The organism is Bacillus sp. FSL R10-2201, from assembly GCF_038008665.1.
Classification (GTDB): domain Bacteria; phylum Bacillota; class Bacilli; order Bacillales; family Bacillaceae_G; genus Bacillus_A; species Bacillus_A mycoides.
On record NZ_JBBOZP010000001.1, the window covers coordinates 4,092,922 to 4,111,137 of the forward strand.

General features: G+C 36.2%; 20 protein-coding genes. 3 read left to right on the plus strand and 17 right to left on the minus strand.

Annotated features, from left to right (window positions below; translation table 11 throughout):
- Positions 1-6 precede the first annotated feature (6 nt).
- The 3 genes from NSQ69_RS21165 to NSQ69_RS21175 form a co-directional block, all read right to left on the minus strand.
- The gene (locus NSQ69_RS21165) at positions 7-840 is read right to left on the minus strand and encodes a metal ABC transporter permease (protein ID WP_002015165.1); all 834 of its coding nucleotides are present in this window, start codon (positions 838-840) and stop codon (positions 7-9) included.
- Positions 840-1,610: a metal ABC transporter ATP-binding protein gene (locus NSQ69_RS21170; protein ID WP_002015167.1), complete on the minus strand. Its 771-nt coding sequence runs from the start codon at positions 1,608-1,610 to the stop codon at positions 840-842. Before NSQ69_RS21170 ends, NSQ69_RS21165 begins: the two co-directional genes overlap by 1 nt.
- 180 nt (positions 1,611-1,790) lie before the next feature.
- On the minus strand, positions 1,791-2,669 hold the full coding sequence (locus NSQ69_RS21175; protein ID WP_002015168.1) for a YitT family protein: 879 nt from the start codon (positions 2,667-2,669) through the stop codon (positions 1,791-1,793).
- A 151-nt stretch (positions 2,670-2,820) separates the two neighbouring features.
- Here NSQ69_RS21175 and NSQ69_RS21180 point away from each other — a divergent pair, with 151 nt between their 5' ends.
- Complete coding sequence (locus tag NSQ69_RS21180; RefSeq protein WP_002088657.1) at positions 2,821-3,075, plus strand: DUF2624 domain-containing protein; 255 nt, start codon at positions 2,821-2,823, stop codon at positions 3,073-3,075.
- A gap of 19 nt (positions 3,076-3,094) precedes the next feature.
- On the opposite strand, the gene NSQ69_RS21185 is transcribed toward NSQ69_RS21180, so the two are convergent.
- Both NSQ69_RS21185 and NSQ69_RS21190 read right to left on the minus strand, forming a co-directional pair.
- Positions 3,095-3,991, minus strand: coding sequence for a deoxyribonuclease IV (locus tag NSQ69_RS21185; protein WP_002129124.1), 897 nt, complete (start codon positions 3,989-3,991; stop codon positions 3,095-3,097).
- A gap of 250 nt (positions 3,992-4,241) precedes the next feature.
- Complete coding sequence (locus NSQ69_RS21190) at positions 4,242-5,552, minus strand: DEAD/DEAH box helicase (protein ID WP_002015172.1); 1,311 nt, start codon at positions 5,550-5,552, stop codon at positions 4,242-4,244.
- Between the two features lie 179 nt (positions 5,553-5,731).
- Between NSQ69_RS21190 and vrrA the strand changes: the two genes are divergently transcribed.
- Both vrrA and NSQ69_RS21200 read left to right on the plus strand, forming a co-directional pair.
- The gene (gene vrrA / locus NSQ69_RS21195) at positions 5,732-6,457 is read left to right on the plus strand and encodes a VrrA/YqfQ family protein (RefSeq protein ID WP_002184950.1); all 726 of its coding nucleotides are present in this window, start codon (positions 5,732-5,734) and stop codon (positions 6,455-6,457) included.
- 89 nt (positions 6,458-6,546) lie between these two features.
- Complete coding sequence (locus NSQ69_RS21200) at positions 6,547-7,497, plus strand: 4-hydroxy-3-methylbut-2-enyl diphosphate reductase (protein WP_002067184.1); 951 nt, start codon at positions 6,547-6,549, stop codon at positions 7,495-7,497.
- 40 nt (positions 7,498-7,537) lie between these two features.
- Here NSQ69_RS21200 and NSQ69_RS21205 read toward each other — a convergent pair whose 3' ends face one another.
- The 12 genes from NSQ69_RS21205 to NSQ69_RS21260 all read right to left on the minus strand — a co-directional run bounded on the left by NSQ69_RS21205 (position 7,538) and on the right by NSQ69_RS21260 (position 18,128).
- On the minus strand, positions 7,538-8,659 hold the full coding sequence (locus NSQ69_RS21205; RefSeq protein ID WP_002129128.1) for a Nif3-like dinuclear metal center hexameric protein: 1,122 nt from the start codon (positions 8,657-8,659) through the stop codon (positions 7,538-7,540).
- Complete coding sequence (locus NSQ69_RS21210; protein ID WP_002129129.1) at positions 8,656-9,363, minus strand: tRNA (adenine(22)-N(1))-methyltransferase; 708 nt, start codon at positions 9,361-9,363, stop codon at positions 8,656-8,658. The genes NSQ69_RS21205 and NSQ69_RS21210 overlap by 4 nt, the downstream gene beginning before the upstream one ends.
- Positions 9,364-9,529: 166 nt before the next feature.
- Entirely contained in the window at positions 9,530-9,886 is a 357-nt protein-coding gene (gene cccA / locus NSQ69_RS21215) for a cytochrome c550 (protein WP_002129130.1), read from the minus strand.
- Between the two features lie 385 nt (positions 9,887-10,271).
- Positions 10,272-11,399: an RNA polymerase sigma factor RpoD gene (gene rpoD / locus NSQ69_RS21220; RefSeq protein WP_000764062.1), complete on the minus strand. Its 1,128-nt coding sequence runs from the start codon at positions 11,397-11,399 to the stop codon at positions 10,272-10,274.
- A gap of 59 nt (positions 11,400-11,458) precedes the next feature.
- Positions 11,459-13,261 carry a DNA primase gene (dnaG, locus tag NSQ69_RS21225; protein WP_002167658.1) on the minus strand — a complete coding sequence of 601 codons (1,803 nt, stop codon included), beginning with the start codon at positions 13,259-13,261 and terminating at the stop codon, positions 11,459-11,461.
- An 81-nt stretch (positions 13,262-13,342) separates the two neighbouring features.
- Positions 13,343-13,486, minus strand: coding sequence for a hypothetical protein (locus NSQ69_RS21230; RefSeq protein ID WP_162836445.1), 144 nt, complete (start codon positions 13,484-13,486; stop codon positions 13,343-13,345).
- 664 nt (positions 13,487-14,150) lie between these two features.
- Positions 14,151-14,963: a pyruvate, water dikinase regulatory protein gene (locus NSQ69_RS21235; protein WP_002184948.1), complete on the minus strand. Its 813-nt coding sequence runs from the start codon at positions 14,961-14,963 to the stop codon at positions 14,151-14,153.
- 29 nt (positions 14,964-14,992) lie between these two features.
- Positions 14,993-15,625, minus strand: coding sequence for a helix-turn-helix transcriptional regulator (locus tag NSQ69_RS21240; RefSeq protein WP_002015181.1), 633 nt, complete (start codon positions 15,623-15,625; stop codon positions 14,993-14,995).
- Positions 15,626-15,731: 106 nt separating this feature from the next.
- Complete coding sequence (recO, locus tag NSQ69_RS21245) at positions 15,732-16,478, minus strand: DNA repair protein RecO (protein ID WP_002129136.1); 747 nt, start codon at positions 16,476-16,478, stop codon at positions 15,732-15,734.
- Positions 16,479-16,511: 33 nt separating this feature from the next.
- Positions 16,512-16,655, minus strand: a complete 144-nt coding sequence (locus tag NSQ69_RS21250) for a YqzL family protein (RefSeq protein WP_000883924.1) — start codon at positions 16,653-16,655, stop codon at positions 16,512-16,514.
- Between the two features lie 176 nt (positions 16,656-16,831).
- A complete protein-coding gene (gene era / locus NSQ69_RS21255) occupies positions 16,832-17,737 on the minus strand; it encodes a GTPase Era (RefSeq protein WP_002088672.1) in 906 nt (301 codons plus the stop codon).
- Positions 17,730-18,128, minus strand: a complete 399-nt coding sequence (locus tag NSQ69_RS21260; RefSeq protein ID WP_002015184.1) for a cytidine deaminase — start codon at positions 18,126-18,128, stop codon at positions 17,730-17,732. The genes era and NSQ69_RS21260 overlap by 8 nt, the downstream gene beginning before the upstream one ends.
- Between the last annotated feature and the right edge of the window lie 88 nt (positions 18,129-18,216).

Consider the following 18,216-nt stretch of genomic DNA (forward strand, 5'->3'; position numbering starts at 1 on the left):
CCTACTTTATGCAGTTTTTTTCTTTTTCCATAAAATTGCACCAATTAAAATAAGAACCGCTATCATAACAATTGTACCACCTGGAGCTAAATCAAGTTGATACGAAGCAAACATTCCACCAATTACTGCAATTTCACCAAATAAAATGGAAAAGAAAATTGTTTGTTTAAATCCTTTTGCAATACGAATACTTGCTGCAACTGGTAACGTCATTAAAGATGATACGAGAAGAACACCTACAACACGCATTGATACCGCAATTACAAGAGCAACTAATATAATGAAGATAAAGTGAATCCACTTTGCACTTAAACCGGTTGATACAGCGTATTCCTCATCAAATGATAGTAAAAACAACTCTTTGTATAATAAAACAATCGTCGCAATAACAACAATTGCTACTATACCAATAATAATTAAATCCGCACTTGTTACAGCACTTACACTACCAAATAAATAACTAAATAAATCCGTATTGAATCCATTAGCAAGTGAGATGAAGATAACTCCAATCCCCATCCCTGCTGAAAGTATAATCGGGATTGCTAACTCTTGATAATGTTTATACACAGTACGTAATTTTTCAATTAGCAATGCTCCACCGATTGAAAAAAACATCCCCATATATAAAGGGTTTAAAAACCCACCGGTAAAGATTGTCTTTTCAAGTAATAAACTCGCTGCAATTCCTGATAACGTCACATGACTTAATGCATCCGCAATAAGCGACATGCGGCGAATTACAACGAACACGCCGATAAGTGGTGCGACAAGCCCTATTAAAATACCAGCGTATAAGGAATTACGTAAAAAATCATATTGTAAAAAATCCTGTATCATTATATCCTCCCGTGATGCCCATGTTCATGTTCTAAGCGATGAACATGATGTCCATATAAAATCGACATTTCTGCATCTTCTAACTCTCGGAATTTCTCTACATTCCCATGGAAATGTAAATGCTGATTCAAACATGCAACATGCGTCACCTTCTCTGTTACAGCACCCATATCGTGCGTAACAAGAATTAACGTAATTCCCAATCTTTTGTTTAAATCCTCTAGTATCTCATAAAAACTTGCCACATTTTTCACATCAATCCCAACAGTAGGCTCGTCCAAAATAAGCAATTCCGGATCACTTACAAGTGCACGAGCAATAAATACACGCTGTTGTTGTCCACCAGAAAGTTCTCCAATGTTGCGACCTCGAAACTCGCTCATACCTACATCAGCAATCGCTTTTTCTACTTTCGCATTATCGTCTTTCGTAAAAAAGCGAAAAAGCCCTTTTTTCGAAACGAGCCCCATTGAAACAACCTCGAAAACAGTTGCCGGGAAACCTGAGTTAAAGCTACTTGCCTTTTGGGATACATAACCAACTTTATTCCACTCTTTAAATTTCTTACTATCAATGCCAAACAATCTAATACTTCCTTGCTTTGGTTTTAAAACACCCAATAAGCATTTAAGTAAAGTCGATTTCCCTGAACCATTCGGTCCAACTAAACCTAAAAAAGCTCCCTTCGGAACTTGCAAATTAATATCTTCTAACACGTTGCGATCTTCATACCGAAACGTTAATCCTTCTATTTCCAATATATTATTCATAGCATCTCACCTATTTTAATTCAGAATGATTCCGATTTATCTCTATTTGAATTATAGTACAGCTTATTATAGTTGTAAACCAATCTGCCTAAAATATATTCTTTATTTCAAGAAACCTTATTATTATAACAAAAAGCAGAGAATAATTCTCTGCTTTCAAAAGATATTACAATTAACTTTTTAGTGAATTGCTGATTTAAACTTACCACCATTTGTCTCTTGTGTATTCATAATCGTAACAAATGCGTTTTCATCAATTTCATGCACAATTGATTTTAACTTCGTCACTTCCAGACGTGTTACAACTGCATAAATAACTTCTTTTTCTTTATCTGTATAGCCACCTTTAGCAACAAGTTTTGTTGTTCCACGACCAAGGCGGTGTAAAATCGCATTTGATACTTCCTCATATTGATCCGATACTATTAAAACTGCTTTCGTTTCGTCTAATCCTTGAATTACCGTATCAATTGTTTTGAATGCGATATAGTACGTCATAACAGAATACATCGCTTGTTCAACACCAAAAACAAATGCTGCCCATGCAAAAATGAATAAGTTTACAAACATTACGAATTCACCAACAGAAAACGGTAATTTCTTCGTTAATAGAATTCCCATAATCTCGGTCCCGTCTAACGATCCACCATGACGAATAACAAGTCCTACACCAATCCCTAAAATAAGACCGCCGAAAACTGTTGCTAAAATCGGCTCTGTTGTAAATGGCGGGATAGCATGCAACGTTGATTCAATAAATGCTAAAGCTACAATTCCAAATGCTGAAGATAACATGAATGTTTTTCCAATTTGCTTATACCCGGAGTACATAAAAGGAATGTTGAGGATAACAACTAAAGTAGAAAAGCTTAACCACCAAATATTAGGAGTAAGATAATCTAATATAAGAGAAATACCAATAATTCCACCATCAATAATTTTATTTGGCATTAAAAACAGTTCAATCGCTACCGCCGCACACGCTGCCCCAAAGACAATCATAACTAAACGATATACAAGATGAATAACACTTTCTTTTCGATGTTGCTTTTTTTCCATAAGTCCTCCTTATACTCTTTATCTATAGTTTTGTTCTTATATTATAACATAAGCTTCTTTTCCCCATTGAAAAAATGCACCTTGATACGAATATGTACAAGCTATGCTTACATATATTTCGATAGAAGAACGTGTGAAGGAGGACAACACGATGAACCTCATTAAACAAATTGTGAACAAAAAATTAAATCATATTTCTACAAAAGAACTATTGAAATATAGTAAAGAATACGAAGTTCCAATCACAACTGCACAAGCTGATAAAATCGTTTTACTTATGAAAGGGAAAAACATTAACATTTACGATAATACCGAGCGACTAGATTTGTTAAAACAAATCGCTAAAGTAACTACTCCTGCCACTGCCCAACAAGTAAATATTTTATTTCAGCAGCTATTAAAATAAGGAGGGGAAAATCCCCTCCTTATTGCTCTTTAATTTTTTCAAGAATTCCTTCATCAAAAGTACCATTTTTCAGCATTTCGATTTCTAATTTATATGGTGGCTTCTTATCTTTTTTATCTTCACCTACATACGGCGTTTCAAGAATTTTTGGTACGTGCGTAAGTTGTGGGTGATGCACAATTTGATGCAATGCCTTATAGCCAATATGACCAAAACCAATATTTTCATGACGGTCTTTTCCAGCTCCGCGTACATTTTTGCTATCGTTAATATGAAGTACTTGTAAACGATTTATCCCAACAATTTTATCAAATTCGTTTAACACACCGTCAAAATCATTTACAAGGTCATAACCTGCATCATGCGTATGACACGTATCAAAACATACAGATAGTTTTTCATTATATTTCACACCATCAATAATTTTCGCAATTTCTTCAAAGCTACGACCGCATTCCGTTCCCTTTCCTGCCATCGTTTCTAACGCAATGTTAACCGTCTGCTCTGGCGTTAATACTTCATTAAGCCCTTTAATAATTTGTTGAATACCAGCATCTGCTCCTGCACCAACGTGCGCACCTGGGTGAAGAACGATTTGTTTCGCTACACCTAATGCCGATGTTCTTTCAATTTCCATGCGAAGGAAGTCTACACCTAATTGGAATGTTTCTGGCTTCGTCGTATTCCCAAGATTAATAATGTATGGCGCATGTACGATAATTTCTTCAATACCGTTTAGTTCCATATGTTTTCTTCCTGCTTCTATGTTCAATTCTTCAATTGGTTTTCTTCGTGTATTTTGCGGTGCACCTGTATAAATCATAAACGTCGTTGCACCGTATGAAACAGCCTCTTCACTTGCTGCTAATAACATTTTCTTACCACTCATAGAAACATGAGATCCAATCTTTAACATACAATCACCTCTTCAATATACAATAGATATAATGATAGCATAATTTGTAGAAATATGTAGCGAATTGTTTGTTCACACAAAAGGCACTACATAAATTAAACGGACTATTCAAACAATCTGAACTCTATACTTAAATTAACCCAATAAAGCGAAACTTTAGTCAACGTTTTTTCTACCCCTCACTAATTATTAGTCTACATTAATCGACTTTCTCTCAAGCAGTGAGATAAAAAAAAATAAGGGAAATCCCTTATCTTTTTTTATTGCTATATTTTTTCTTCACTTTGTCACGTTCTGTTGCAAGTTTTCGTTTATAGTTTGGTTTTACTTTTTTCGGCTTCTTAACAACTTTTGTTGCCATAACATCTAGTCCATCACTTGGTTTTTTACGGCTCTTACGACGACGACGGTCACCTAAATCCGCCCATTCATCTCCGCGTAAATCTACATGTTTAAACTCGATATGACGTTGTTTTTCCAAACTATCTAACGCTTCTTCATTTGCTGGATCATAAATCGTCACTGCAATACCTGAATGACCCGCACGTGCAGTTCTTCCAACACGGTGAACGAAGAAATCTAAATCTGGTGGAAGTTCATAGTTAATAACATGGCTAATTCCTTCAATATCAATACCGCGTGCCGCCAAATCTGTTGCGACAATGTATTGGAACTCTAAATCACGAACTTGTTTCATCATTTTTCTACGATCACGTGGTGATAAATCACCGTGTATACGCCCTACTTTTAATCCACGTTCTGCTAATCCATCGGCTACTTCGTCAGCCTTCTTCTTTGTGTTTGTAAAGACAATTGCTAAATATGGTTTAAATTGAAGTAGCATATTTTTCACTAATTCAGTTTTATTACGGTGTCTTGAAGGCACAAGGTAATGATCAATATTTCCTGCTGCAACTTGCTTCGGATTAATATGAATATGTTCTGGATTCTCCATATATTTCTTCAAAAATGGTTTTAATTTTTGAGGAATTGTTGCAGAGAAAACTAACATTTGCAGATTTTTAGGCATACGTGCCGCAATTTTATCTACATCTTGAATGAATCCCATATCAAGCATTAAGTCCGCTTCATCGACAATAATAGTATCCGCTTTATAAACAAATAGCGCCTTTTCTTCTACTAAATCTTTAATACGTCCTGGCGTTCCAACTACAATATGAGGTTGTTTTTTCAACTTTTCAATTGATCGTTGTTTATCAGTTCCACCAATTAAACAGCGTGCTGTAATCATTTGATCTTCTGCACAGAACTTTGTTAGTTTCACAATTTCTTCGTAAATTTGTTGTGCTAACTCACGAGTAGGCGCTGTAATAACAAGTTGTACCTCTTCACGACTTGCATCAATTCTGTTTAATGTAGGAAGTAAGTATGCATGTGTTTTCCCAGAACCAGTTTGGGATTGTCCAATTATACTCACACCTTTTTTCACGACCGGGAAAATTTTCTTTTGAATTCCTGTTGGCTCTGTAAAGCGTAGTTCACGAACTGCATCTATTAAAAATGGTTTAAAATCATACTGTGTAAAAGTTTGTAGTGTCATAAGTTACACCTTCTTTCTAAAATTTCTACTGCGCACAAATCAGTCAAGTCTACATTATATCGAAATCTACAAGTAAAATCCATCTTTAGTTTAGGTTTTTATCTCAAAAACTAACCTTCTTTCCTTCCATTGCATATTGTATGTGTATATACCTAACTGAAGAAAGGAGGATTTCCCACATGTTTCCGAAATCCCCTATAAGACAAATGTATCCGAATCGAGGACAACAATCTTACACACCATATCCGATTCCACAACTACCACCGATGGCTCAAAAAAAGAAAGGTTTCCTTGCTAAACTCTTTAAAAAACACGATCCAACCGAACCTTTCATGCAAATGGTCCCTCCTTATCGACAAATGGAAGGGCCACCGATGATGCACCAACAACCGCCGCCCCAATATCAACAGCAACAGCCATACCAACAACAATATACACAACAATATACACAACAATATCAGCCATACATGCAGCAATATCCAGAGCAGATGATACCACCTCAAATGTATGAATCAAATGATACACGTGGTGCTGCGTCAGCTACAACTGCAGCGGCATCTAGCAGCGGCATCGGTAGTTTTTTTTCAAATTTAATTTCGAACCCAACTAATATGATAAATAATATCGAAAAAGTATCTCAAGTCGTGCAATCTGTCGGTCCTGTTGTCGAACAGTACGGTCCCATTATGCGTAGTCTACCAAGCATTGTTAAAATCCTCACCTCTGGAAAAAGTACGGAAGAAAATCAAACTGAAGATGCAACAGAACAGGTTGAGGTAGCAACTCCACCTCCTCCACCTCCAAAAAGGAAACGAAAAAAAATAGTGCTTGAACCGGTAATAGAAAAAGAGGTTCCGAAAGAACCCGTTCAACAATCAGCAACAAAACCAAAACTATATGTGTAACAATCCTTTGTTTTCTATCCACTCCTCCTTTATAATGTAATGGACTATGCACAAAAGTATCCCTTGTTTAGAAGGAGAGGATTACTCACATGAAGATTGTTAAAATTTCCCCTCGTGGTTATTGCTACGGTGTTGTTGACGCAATGGTTATTGCACGTAACGCCGCATTAGATAAATCATTACCGAGACCCATTTATATTTTAGGTATGATTGTTCACAATAAGCATGTCACAGATGCTTTCGAAGAGGATGGCATCATTACATTAGACGGTCCAAGTCGATTAGAAATTTTAGATAAAATCGATTCTGGTACTGTTATTTTCACTGCACACGGTGTTTCTCCAGAAGTTAAACAACGTGCAAAAGAAAAAGGTTTAACGACAATTGATGCAACTTGTCCAGATGTTACAAAAACACATGACCTTATCGAAGCAAAGAAAGCTGAAGGATACCATGTCATTTATATCGGCAAAAAAAATCATCCAGAACCAGAAGGCGCAGTTGGTATCGCACCTGATATCGTTCATCTTATCGAAAAAGCTGATGATTTAAAAACACTAGAAATTCCAACGGATAAAATTTTAGTTACGAATCAAACAACAATGAGTCAATGGGATGTTCAACATTTAATGGAGGACATTCAGAAAAAATTCCCAACAGCAGAATTCCACAAGGAAATTTGTTTAGCAACTCAAGTTCGCCAAGAAGCTGTCGCTAAACAAGCTGATGTTGCAGATTTAACAATTGTTGTCGGTGATCCGAAAAGTAACAACTCAAACCGTTTAGCACAAGTATCACAAGAAATCGCTGGTACGACAGCATACCGCGTTGCAGACGTAAGTGAAATCCAATTAGAATGGCTACAAGGTGTAGAAAACGTAGCTGTTACAGCAGGTGCTTCTACTCCAACGCCAATTACAAAAGAAGTTATTGCTTTCTTAGATCAATATGACCCAATGAATCCAGCTACATGGGAAAGAATTCGAAAAGTACCACTTCAAAAGATACTACCTCGTGTAAAAGTGAAAAAAGAACAATAATAAAAACCGTTGCCTACATGAGCAACGGTTTTTATTTTTCTTATACAAATGTGAATGGATCTGTATGTAACTGCGAAGCGTGAATGTGTACATTGAATTTCTTCACATCTACTTTTTCTTGCAATTGTTTTTGTACACCTTGCTTCATTACTTTTTCAACGTTATGTCCTGGATCGACTATATTTAAACCAATCATCATCGCATCGTGAGCAACATGATAATACATATCACCTGTTACATATACATCTGCTCCTTTAAATTTCGCTTGGTTTATATATTTATTACCGTCACCACCAAGTACAGCTACTTTACGCACCTTATCATCTAACTTTCCAACAACTCTTGCACCCTTTACATGTAATGATTGTTTCACATGTAAAGCAAACTGCTCAAGCGTCATTTCTTCTTGTAAATACCCTATTTTACCAAGACCTAATGTTTCACCTTTATTATCAAGCGGATATACATCATATGCCACTTCTTCATATGGATGGGCTGCCAACATCGCTTTAATAACTTTTCTTTGTAATGAAGCTGGAATAATCGTTTCGACACGTATCTCTTCCACACGTTCTAACTGCCCAGTTTCTCCGATATAAGGATTTGTACCTTCTTGAGGGATAAACGTACCTACCCCTTCGCTACCGAACGTACAGTGGCTATAATTACCGATATGACCTGCATCCGCATCTCCAAGAGCTTTGCGCACTTCTTCTGCATGGGTTACTGGAACAAATACAACAATTTTTTTCATTTCTTCTGCATATGTAGGAGCTAATACTTCTGTATTTTGTAACCCTAACGCATCAGCAAGTAAATCATTTACCCCGCCCTTAGCAATATCTACATTTGTATGTGCGGCATAAACCGCAATATCATTTTTAATACACGTTTCAATAATTCTTCCGTACGCCTTATCTGTATGAATCGCTTTTAATGGATTAAAGATTAAAGGATGGTGCGCTATAATGATATTCGCTCCTAATTGGATCGCCTCGTCCACAACTTCCTCAGTTACATCTAACGCGATTAATACGTGCTGGACAGGTTTATTAAGCGCTCCAATCTGTAAGCCAATCTTATCCCCTTCCATCGCTAAATGCTTCGGATACATACCTTCAAACAAAGAAATAATTTCATGACCATTCGGAATTTTACTCATGATAAAACCTCTCCTATCATTTTCATTTTCGCTTCTACTTCTGCACGCTTCGCTTTTGTCTCTTCAGACTCTGCTGCACGTTCTAACTGTTTTAAAATATTTTGGAAGTTTTTCAATTCCCCTTCCCACTTTTCAACAAAAGCTTCACTTTTTTCTTTTATTAAAAATGGACCCATAAACAATTCAGCTTGTTTATTTTCAGAGTAAGGTACTGCTGTATCTCCTCGCTCTCCGACTAAAATCTCGTAAATCTTTCCGTCTTCTATTACAATTTTCTCACGGATAAGCTCCCATCCATTTTCAATAAACCATTCACGGATATGGTGTGCTGCAATATTCGGCTGTAAGATTAAACGTGTTACACCTTCTAATTTTTCTTTACCACTTTCTAAAATGTCACGAATTAACGCTCCACCCATACCAGCAATCGTAATAACATCTACTTCTCCTGGCACTATAACAGCTAATCCATTCCCTTTACGAACGTCTACTTTATCTTGTAAGCCACTTTCAGCTACAGTTGCTTGTGCAGAGCGAAATGGTCCATCTACAACCTCTCCTGCAACTGCTTTTGTAGCAATATTATTTATAATTGTATAACACGGTAAATACGCATGATCCGATCCAATATCAGCTACTGTAGAGCCTACCGGAATCTCCCTCACAACTTCTTCTAATCGTTTCGAAAGCTTTACTTCATTCATGTATTTCCATTACTCCTTCTCTTCTCAGTCTGTCTCCATGATAATGAATTTATAGTAGTTGTTGCAAGTCCATAACAATACTTCAATTCTCTATTACTAATCGTATTTTAGATAGTATAGAAAAACAAGCCTTTTGCAAAAAGCAAAAGGCTTGTTTTTCTATACTTTATTTTTTCTTCGATAACCAATCAGCTACTTTTGCCGCTTGATCAGCTGGAACTATATTTGGCGGCATATTTCCTTTTCCTTTTGAAATAACTTCTTTAATTTCATCTTTTGAAAGTTTCCCACCAATTTTTTGTAAATTAGGGCCTACCGCTCCTTGTAACTGATCACCATGACAGCTCGTACAGCTTTGCTTTACAATATCCTCTGGCTTTGATGCTGTTTGTGCTGGTTTCCCACCATTTTTTGCATCAGCTAACTCTTTAGATTTATTTAGCCCCTGAAATGAAAATACAAACATAACGATAATACCTAATGCTGCAATAAGAGCGAACGGAATCAACGGATTACGTTTCATATCTCTTCTCCCCCCTCTATACCGCTAAATAGTTAGATGATTCAGTCATTTATATTGTACTTGAAAACGCCCTATCAGAAAAGAGCAAACTACTACTTGTTAAAAATATTCCGTAAATTCATTTTATTGATTTTCACTATTATATCGCATATTATTTCGATAATTACTAACGTTTCTCATCATATTTTTTACTTTTCTACATATTATTTTGTATATAATAAACAAAATAAATCGAAAAATCGAAAAATGAGCATTTGCAAATCAAAAGACAATTCTGTAAAATAAATTACAAGAAATTGTAATCGTTGCCGATAGCTAAATTTTAACAAAAATTAACAAAACAAAAAAGTTTACTTCACAAAAGTGAAGTAAACTTAAAGGTAGCCTATTCTAAGAAATCCTTAAGACGCTTACTACGGCTTGGATGTCTTAATTTGCGAAGTGCTTTCGCTTCAATTTGACGAATACGTTCTCTCGTTACGCCGAATACTTTCCCAACTTCTTCAAGCGTACGAGTTCGTCCATCATCTAAACCAAAACGAAGACGCAGAACATTTTCTTCACGATCTGTTAGTGTATCTAACACATCTTCTAATTGTTCTTTTAGCAATTCATACGCTGCATGGTCCGCAGGCGATGTTGCTTCTTGGTCTTCGATAAAGTCACCTAAATGGGAGTCGTCTTCTTCACCAATTGGTGTTTCAAGAGAAACTGGCTCCTGTGCAATCTTTAAGATTTCGCGTACTTTTTCTGGAGCAAGATCCATTTCTTCACCAATCTCTTCAGGAGATGGTTCGCGTCCTAGATCTTGTAATAATTGACGTTGTACACGGATTAACTTATTAATTGTTTCAACCATATGAACTGGAATACGAATTGTTCGCGCTTGGTCTGCAATCGCACGTGTAATAGCTTGGCGAATCCACCAAGTTGCATACGTACTAAATTTAAAACCTTTACGGTAGTCGAACTTTTCAACTGCCTTAATTAGACCCATATTTCCTTCTTGGATTAAGTCTAAGAAAAGCATACCGCGGCCCACGTAGCGCTTTGCAATACTTACTACAAGACGTAAGTTTGCTTCTGCAAGACGGCGTTTTGCTTCTTCATCGCCTTCTTCAATACGTGTCGCAAGTCGAATTTCTTCTTCAGCAGATAGTAAGTCTACACGACCAATTTCTTTTAAGTACATACGAACAGGGTCATTGATTTTCACACCTGGCGGCACACTTAAATCATTAAGGTCAAATTCTTCTTCCGTTTTTGTAATTTGACGATTATTAGGACCTTCGTCGTTGTCATTGTCACCAACTAAGTCAATCCCTTGTTCACCTAAATATTCATAGTATTCATCCATTTGATCGGATTCAATTTCAAATCCATTCATGCGTTCTGCAATCTCTTCATATGTAAGAACGCCACGTTTTTTTCCGAGCTCAGTGAGTTGTTCTTTCACTTGCTCAAGGGTCATTTCAGTTTCAATTTGTTTAGAACGAGCTGGTTTATCAGCCATCTGTTCCCCTCCTTACGCGAGATACAAACATTCATTATACTAAAACTTTATCGAAAAAGCTATTTTCTTGCTTTTTGACTTTGTAAATATGCCACATAATATTTAGCAGCCTCTACAGGATCTGTTTTTTCCATTTGTTTTACTTTAAAGATAATTTCCATCTTTTCAAGTTTTTCTTTATGGCGTCTTAGCGCCTCCAAATGACCTTGTAACGCTTCTTCTGTGTACTCTGGATTAATAAATTCATCCGTCGAAATATCAGTAATAATATTTTTCAACTTTTCATCAGAGAGCCAACTTAAAAATGTTCCGACTGAAGGTTCATTTCCCTTTTCATAATATGCGTATAGTTCATATAAAATCCCTTTATGTTCTTCTGTATAAAAATCTTCTATATGAGGTTCCATACGCACTGTCACTTCTGCACTTTGCAACATATGGTAAATAATTTCTCTTTCTGCCCTTTCAAAACCTGTTAATTTCGGTTTCGTTTGAACAATTTGAGATGGCTTAGAAACCTGCTTTATTTGTTTTTGCTGTACCTTTTGTTCTTTGCGATATTGGTGCAATTGATTCAAAAGTGTTTCCATTGAATACGAAAATTCTTGCGATAATGATTTTAAATATGATTCCGCCTGCATCGCATCCTGTAGCAATGATAACTCTTTTAAAACACTTTTTACATATTCTTCTTTGCCAGACTCATCTTGCAAATTTTTCCCTAAACGCAAATAATTTATTTTGAAACCAACAAAACTTATACTTGATTTCACAAGATTTTCAAAAGCGGTTGTCCCATATTGTTGCACATATTCATCAGGATCAAGCTTATCTGGCAAGGATGTAACTTTCACTTGGCAACCAACTTGCAATAGTAATTGCCCTGCTTTCATCGTCGCTTCTCGCCCTGCTTTATCACCATCATAGCAAAGAACAACAGTTTCAACGTTACGTCGCAGAAGTTTCGCTTGTTCTTCAGTTAAAGCTGTTCCCATTGTCGCAACAGCTTCTTCCACACCACTTTTCACCGCGGCTAGTACATCGGCATAACCTTCAAAAAGGACAACCTGCCCACGTTTTCTAATAAACGGCCTTGCTTGGTGGAAATTATACAACAGCTTACTTTTGTAAAAAATCGGTGTTTCAGGACTATTCAAATATTTCGGAGTGTCATCGCCTAATGCCCTTCCACTAAACGCTATCACCTTACCTTGTAAAGTATAAATCGGAAACATAACTCTTCCGCGGAAGCGGTCATAATGACTGCCATCCTTCTCACTTCTTACAAGAAGGCCAGCCTGTTCCATACTAGATAGCGACAAACCTCTTTTTTGTAAAATTTTCGTTGCTGCATCCCAAGCTTGTGATGCATAACCAATTTCAAATTTCTCAATCATCTCTTTTGTAATACCACGTTTTAATAAATATGAAAGTGCTTCATTTCCTTCTTCTGTATTTACTAATAAATGATGATAATACTTTTTCAAAAGTTCATGAGCCTGTTGCATGATGACAGTGTCATCAGATATGTCTTCTTGTTGTTGTTGTCCTTGCCCTGATTTATATTCTGCAACTGCAATTCCATTTCTTTCGCCAAGCTTTTGAACAGCCTCTGTGAAAGCAAGTCCTTCCATTTTCATAAGAAAAGAAAATACATTTCCACCTTCTCCACATCCGAAACAATGAAAAATTTGCTTATCAGATGAAACAGAGAATGAAGGAGAATTCTCACCATGAAATGGACAAAGGCCGAAATAGTTACGCCCCTGCTTTCTAAGTTGAACATACTCACCAATCACTTCTACAATATCGGATGATGTCCGAATCTGTTCAACAACTTCTTCAGGAATTCTGTTCCCCATAACTCCATCTCCGTGTCGTATTTTGTATTCGATATAAATTAAAAGATTCCTTTATAATTCGACAATATTTTTCTAAATTTGTTAGAAAGTACTGTCGATCACATTGTGTAAACGATTTTGGACCTTTCGTATAAGTCCCCAGTCTGCGTAAATTCGCAGATACATACTACTATATAAAATTGTATACATTTGCTCATCTGTTACAAATGTATCTCCTGGAGACAATACATATACTCCTTTTTCACAAGAAGACTAGCAAGAAGCACTATAGCCTGTATGATCATGAGATCTGTAGCTTTTGCATGTTAATAAATATAACAGTCAACTTCATCTTGCTCAGAATCTACATAGACCCAATTACCTTGCTGTTTTCTTGAACGATGAGCATAGGATACGACAAACAAAATTTCGACATAAAATTTTGTTCCAACTTGCACAATTGCATTCTTCACGGGATACGCATCTGCATCAAATAATATCTTATCTGATGTTTTGCATATTTCTGTATTCTACATCCCTTCTGTGAATCCTTCCATAATGTGCGTTTTCTTGTCTAGATTTTGTCGATTTAACGTAAATACATGTCTTTTTCGAAAATCCTATCCCTAGTTTATTCTGAAAAATTAAAGTCTAAACGTAAAATATAGGTTTTTATCACAATTTTTTATTATAATATATTTTCTTCAACTACGCTACATATCCCTTTAATTTTCATCTTACACTTAAAGATAACGAAATCGTTCCTTTAGCATAATTAAAAAACAGAAGAATATAAGTATAACCATTCCGCTATATTCTATTACTAAGCCAAAAGTTCATGCTCTACTTCGCATCTTCCTCTAACGCCTTCTCACGAGCGAAAAAAGCACATTCACCTTTGGTAAATGTGCTAAAACATTTTTTGGTTTTGCACTGCATTCACAATAATATTTGCTGTTTCTTCAATTGCCTTATTTGATACATCAATCACTTGACAATTTATTTTACTAATTACTTCCTCAAAATGATCAATTTCTTCTTGAATACGATTAATATTTGCATATGTTGCTCCATCACTTAATCCAAGTGATTTCAATCGTTCTTTTCGAATATGATTTAACTTATCTGGTATAATTTTCAAACCGAAACATTTCTCTTTTGCCACTTGATATAATTCCTCAGGCGGATCCACTTCCGGTACAAGTGGTACATTAGCAACTTTCAAACGTTTGTTATGCGCTAAATATTGTGAAAGTGGTGTTTTTGATGTACGTGAAATTCCAATCAACACGATATCAGCTTTTAAAATACCACGTGCATCCCTACCATCATCATACTTAACTGCAAATTCAATCGCTTCAATTTTTTTAAAGTACTCTTCATCTAATCTTCGAACGACACCTGGCTCATACCTTGGTACTTGCCCTGTAATTTCTTCAATTTGATCGATAAGAGGTCCGATAATATCGTATGCCTCTACTCCTTCTTTTGCCGCTTCTGCCAATAAATATTGACGCATATCAGGCTTTACTAACGTAAAACAAATAAGCGCTTGATTGCTCTTGGCAATCGAGATTACTTCTTTTAATGTCCCTGTATCTTCTACATACGGTACACGCCTAATATCAGGAGCGAATGGGAACTGTCCCATTGCCGCTCTAACAACCAAATCAGCCGTTTCTCCTACAGAGTCAGATACGACATATACGATTTTATTATCCATTACATTACCTCACTTTAAACAAATTACACTTATTCGTTATTTACTAAATTTACAAACGCACGTGTAATATTTGTTTTTGTAATTCGTCCAATCACTTCTAAACCTTGTTTCGTATCCTTCACAACCGGCATCGCATCAATCTGTCTTTCTATTAATTCCATCGCAATATCATATAAAGAATCCTCCCTGCGACACATCGCAATGTTTGGCATCCTTGTCATGATAATATTAACCGGAAGAGAGGTTAAATCCTGCTTTCCTAAGCTAGCTCGTAATAAATCTTTACGAGATACAACGCCAACTAATAAAGTAGCTTGATCTACAACAAATAATGTACCAACGTCCTCTAGAAACATAGTACAGATTGCATCGTATACTGATACATTTTTATCAATTACAGCCGGTCTAGATTGATAATCTTGCACTTTAATTTTCTTAACAGCTTCAGATAATAGCTGTCCCCCGGTTTTACCCGTATAAAAATAACCTACACGTGGACGCGCTTCTAAATAACCAGCCATCGTTAAAATTGCTAAGTCTGGTCTTAGCGTTGCACGTGTTAAACCCAATTGCCCAGCAATTGACTCCCCTGTAATAGGACCGTGATCTTTTACAATCTGAATGATATGCTCTTGCCGTTTATTCAGCTCTATGATAATCACCACCTTTAATGCACAACGAAAAAAGTTATACTATCTCTTAAATATTATATACTAAATATGCTATTCGAAAAAGAAAGTATGTAAAAAGGACCGTATACGGCCCTTTTTATATTTGAAACTTATCAAGTTGTTCCAAGAAACGCCTTGTTTTCAAATAAATCCCACAATATTCGTCATAATATGTATTCAATACTGTGCGCATTTGTTTTTTTGTACTATCCTTCACCGATACATTACCGAGCCGGTGTAAATCAAAGTGAAAAAAGAGACGTAATAATTTATGAACAGCCTCTCCCACCGGAATACGATACGGATCTTGCTCCGCATGACGCGAGCACAGAAAACCGCCTTCCCGGACAGAGAAGGCGACAAAATCTGTTTCTTGATGACAAATAGCACATGTATCAAAGTACGGGCGCATCCCTAATACCGGAAGCATTTTCGTTTGATAAATTAATGATAATACTTCTGGATCAACACCCTCACACATATAATGCAACGTTTGATATAACATTTCAAATAAATACGGATTATGCTTCTTATCTTCTGTTGCTTTATCGGTTAATTCAATAATAAATGATGCATAAGCAGTTAAAAATATATCCTCGCGAATTTCTTTCATAGATGAAATAATCTCGCCTTGTTGCAAAGTTCCAAGTCCAGATCCCATTTGAATAAGAAAATGACCATGTGTCATAAGTTGCGAAATAGCTGCTAACCGACTCTTCGGCTTTTTCGCCCCTCTTGCCATTGCACTTACCTTACCAAATTCCCGCGAGTATATTGTAACAATCTTATTTGTTTCTCCGTAATCTGTCGTACGGATAACAATGCCCTCAACTTTTTGAAACATGTTCGTCACCATCCAAGGTTTGAACAAAACGGGTCAAGAAATTGGAGAGTCTAGATGCGCTAACTCCTCTTCATGTTGATCCATCTCATCGTTTACGTCTTTTTCCATTTCTTTCAAAAGCAAATACGTTTCAATGCTTCCTGTTTTGGAGAAAAACTTCCAGGTAAAATCTAGCATAAGAATCCACCTTTCTCAATAAGCGTAGCCTATAAACCAATTTCTTTTGTTGTTATTAAGTTGACCCATTTTGTTCATTTTCATGTGAGAAAAATTTTTCCTAATTTATCAAGGTTCATAAAAACCAATAATCAGCGGATGAACAAAACATCCACTGATCACAACTTTACTTCATATTAATACTCGTCTTCACGGAAACCAAGGTCACGAAGCTGTGACATCTTATTACGCCAATCTTTTTGCACTTTCACCCATACTTCTAAAAATACTTTAGAACCAAGAAGTGCTTCAATGTCAAAACGAGCTCTCTTACCGACTTCTTTTAACATCTTCCCTTGCTTACCTATAATAATTCCTTTTTGTGATGCACGTTCAACAACAATCGTTGCGTTTATATAAACCGCTCCGCCCTCACGCTTTTGAATTGCATCAATAACAACCGCTACAGAATGCGGTACTTCTTCACGTGTTAAATGTAATACTTTTTCACGAATAAGCTCTGAAATAATAAATCGCTCTGGATGATCCGTTACTTGATTATCCGGGTAATATTGCGGTCCTTCTGGTAAATACTTTTTAATTGCTCCGATTAACGCTTCAACGTTATTACCGTCCAATGCAGAAATTGGCACAATCTCCGCGAACTCATATAATTTACGATATTGATCAATCAACTCCAGCAATTGCTCTGGATGAAGTTGGTCAATTTTATTAATTACCAAAAATACCGGTTGTTTCGTTTCTTGTAATTTCTCAATAATAAATTCCTCACCACGACCATATCCTTCAGTTGCATTGACCATAAACAAAACAATATCAACTTCTTTTAATGTCGTTTGAGCCATCTTCACCATGAAATCGCCTAGTTTATGTTTAGGTTTATGTATTCCTGGTGTATCAATGAAAACTACTTGTGAATCATTTTCTGTATATACACCTTGAATTTTATTACGAGTTGTTTGTGGCTTATCGCTCATAATGGCAATTTTTTGGCCAATAATACGATTTAAAAATGTAGATTTCCCAACATTCGGTCTGCCAATAATAGAGACAAAACCTGATTTATAACCTTTTCTATTCATGTAAATCCTCCGCTAAAAATGCTCCTGGTAACAATTCTCCGACTGTTGTCTCTTGAACATCACCATGTAAGTTTGATAGGTATACTTTCGTATCCTGTTTACATAATTCTATCATAACTTGTCGACATGCTCCACAAGGAGGTACTGGACGCTTTGTATCCGCTACGACTGCAATAGCTACAAACTCGTTATCCCCTTCAGAAATTGCCTTAAATAAAGCTGTTCGTTCTGCACAGTTACATAAACCATATGATGCATTTTCAACATTACATCCACGATATATTTTTCCATCCTGAGTTAGTAAAGCTGCACCTACTTGAAATTTAGAATATGGTACGTACGCTCGTTTACGCGCTTCGGTTGCTTCTTGAATTAATTGTTTGCTATTCATATTCCCGCATCCTTTCCGTTCATAGATGTGAATAGATACACTCTTTCATTAAAGGCCTTCACGGCGCTCCCAAAGCTTAATAAAAGCT

Excerpts from the sequence above, each read along its gene's own strand:
- NSQ69_RS21165 (WP_002015165.1), bottom strand. The coding sequence starts at position 840 with ATGATACAGGATTTTTTACAATATGATTTTTTACGTAATTCCTTATAC.
- NSQ69_RS21170 (WP_002015167.1), bottom strand. The coding sequence starts at position 1,610 with ATGAATAATATATTGGAAATAGAAGGATTAACGTTTCGGTATGAAGAT.
- NSQ69_RS21175 (WP_002015168.1), bottom strand. The coding sequence starts at position 2,669 with ATGGAAAAAAAGCAACATCGAAAAGAAAGTGTTATTCATCTTGTATAT.
- NSQ69_RS21180 (WP_002088657.1), top strand. The coding sequence starts at position 2,821 with ATGAACCTCATTAAACAAATTGTGAACAAAAAATTAAATCATATTTCT.
- NSQ69_RS21185 (WP_002129124.1), bottom strand. The coding sequence starts at position 3,991 with ATGTTAAAGATTGGATCTCATGTTTCTATGAGTGGTAAGAAAATGTTA.
- NSQ69_RS21190 (WP_002015172.1), bottom strand. The coding sequence starts at position 5,552 with ATGACACTACAAACTTTTACACAGTATGATTTTAAACCATTTTTAATA.
- vrrA (WP_002184950.1), top strand. The coding sequence starts at position 5,732 with ATGTTTCCGAAATCCCCTATAAGACAAATGTATCCGAATCGAGGACAA.
- NSQ69_RS21200 (WP_002067184.1), top strand. The coding sequence starts at position 6,547 with ATGAAGATTGTTAAAATTTCCCCTCGTGGTTATTGCTACGGTGTTGTT.
- NSQ69_RS21205 (WP_002129128.1), bottom strand. The coding sequence starts at position 8,659 with ATGAGTAAAATTCCGAATGGTCATGAAATTATTTCTTTGTTTGAAGGT.
- NSQ69_RS21210 (WP_002129129.1), bottom strand. The coding sequence starts at position 9,363 with ATGAATGAAGTAAAGCTTTCGAAACGATTAGAAGAAGTTGTGAGGGAG.
- cccA (WP_002129130.1), bottom strand. The coding sequence starts at position 9,886 with ATGAAACGTAATCCGTTGATTCCGTTCGCTCTTATTGCAGCATTAGGT.
- rpoD (WP_000764062.1), bottom strand. The coding sequence starts at position 11,399 with ATGGCTGATAAACCAGCTCGTTCTAAACAAATTGAAACTGAAATGACC.
- dnaG (WP_002167658.1), bottom strand. The coding sequence starts at position 13,261 with ATGGGGAACAGAATTCCTGAAGAAGTTGTTGAACAGATTCGGACATCA.
- NSQ69_RS21235 (WP_002184948.1), bottom strand. The coding sequence starts at position 14,963 with ATGGATAATAAAATCGTATATGTCGTATCTGACTCTGTAGGAGAAACG.
- recO (WP_002129136.1), bottom strand. The coding sequence starts at position 16,478 with ATGTTTCAAAAAGTTGAGGGCATTGTTATCCGTACGACAGATTACGGA.
- NSQ69_RS21250 (WP_000883924.1), bottom strand. The coding sequence starts at position 16,655 with ATGCTAGATTTTACCTGGAAGTTTTTCTCCAAAACAGGAAGCATTGAA.
- era (WP_002088672.1), bottom strand. The coding sequence starts at position 17,737 with ATGAATAGAAAAGGTTATAAATCAGGTTTTGTCTCTATTATTGGCAGA.
- NSQ69_RS21260 (WP_002015184.1), bottom strand. The coding sequence starts at position 18,128 with ATGAATAGCAAACAATTAATTCAAGAAGCAACCGAAGCGCGTAAACGA.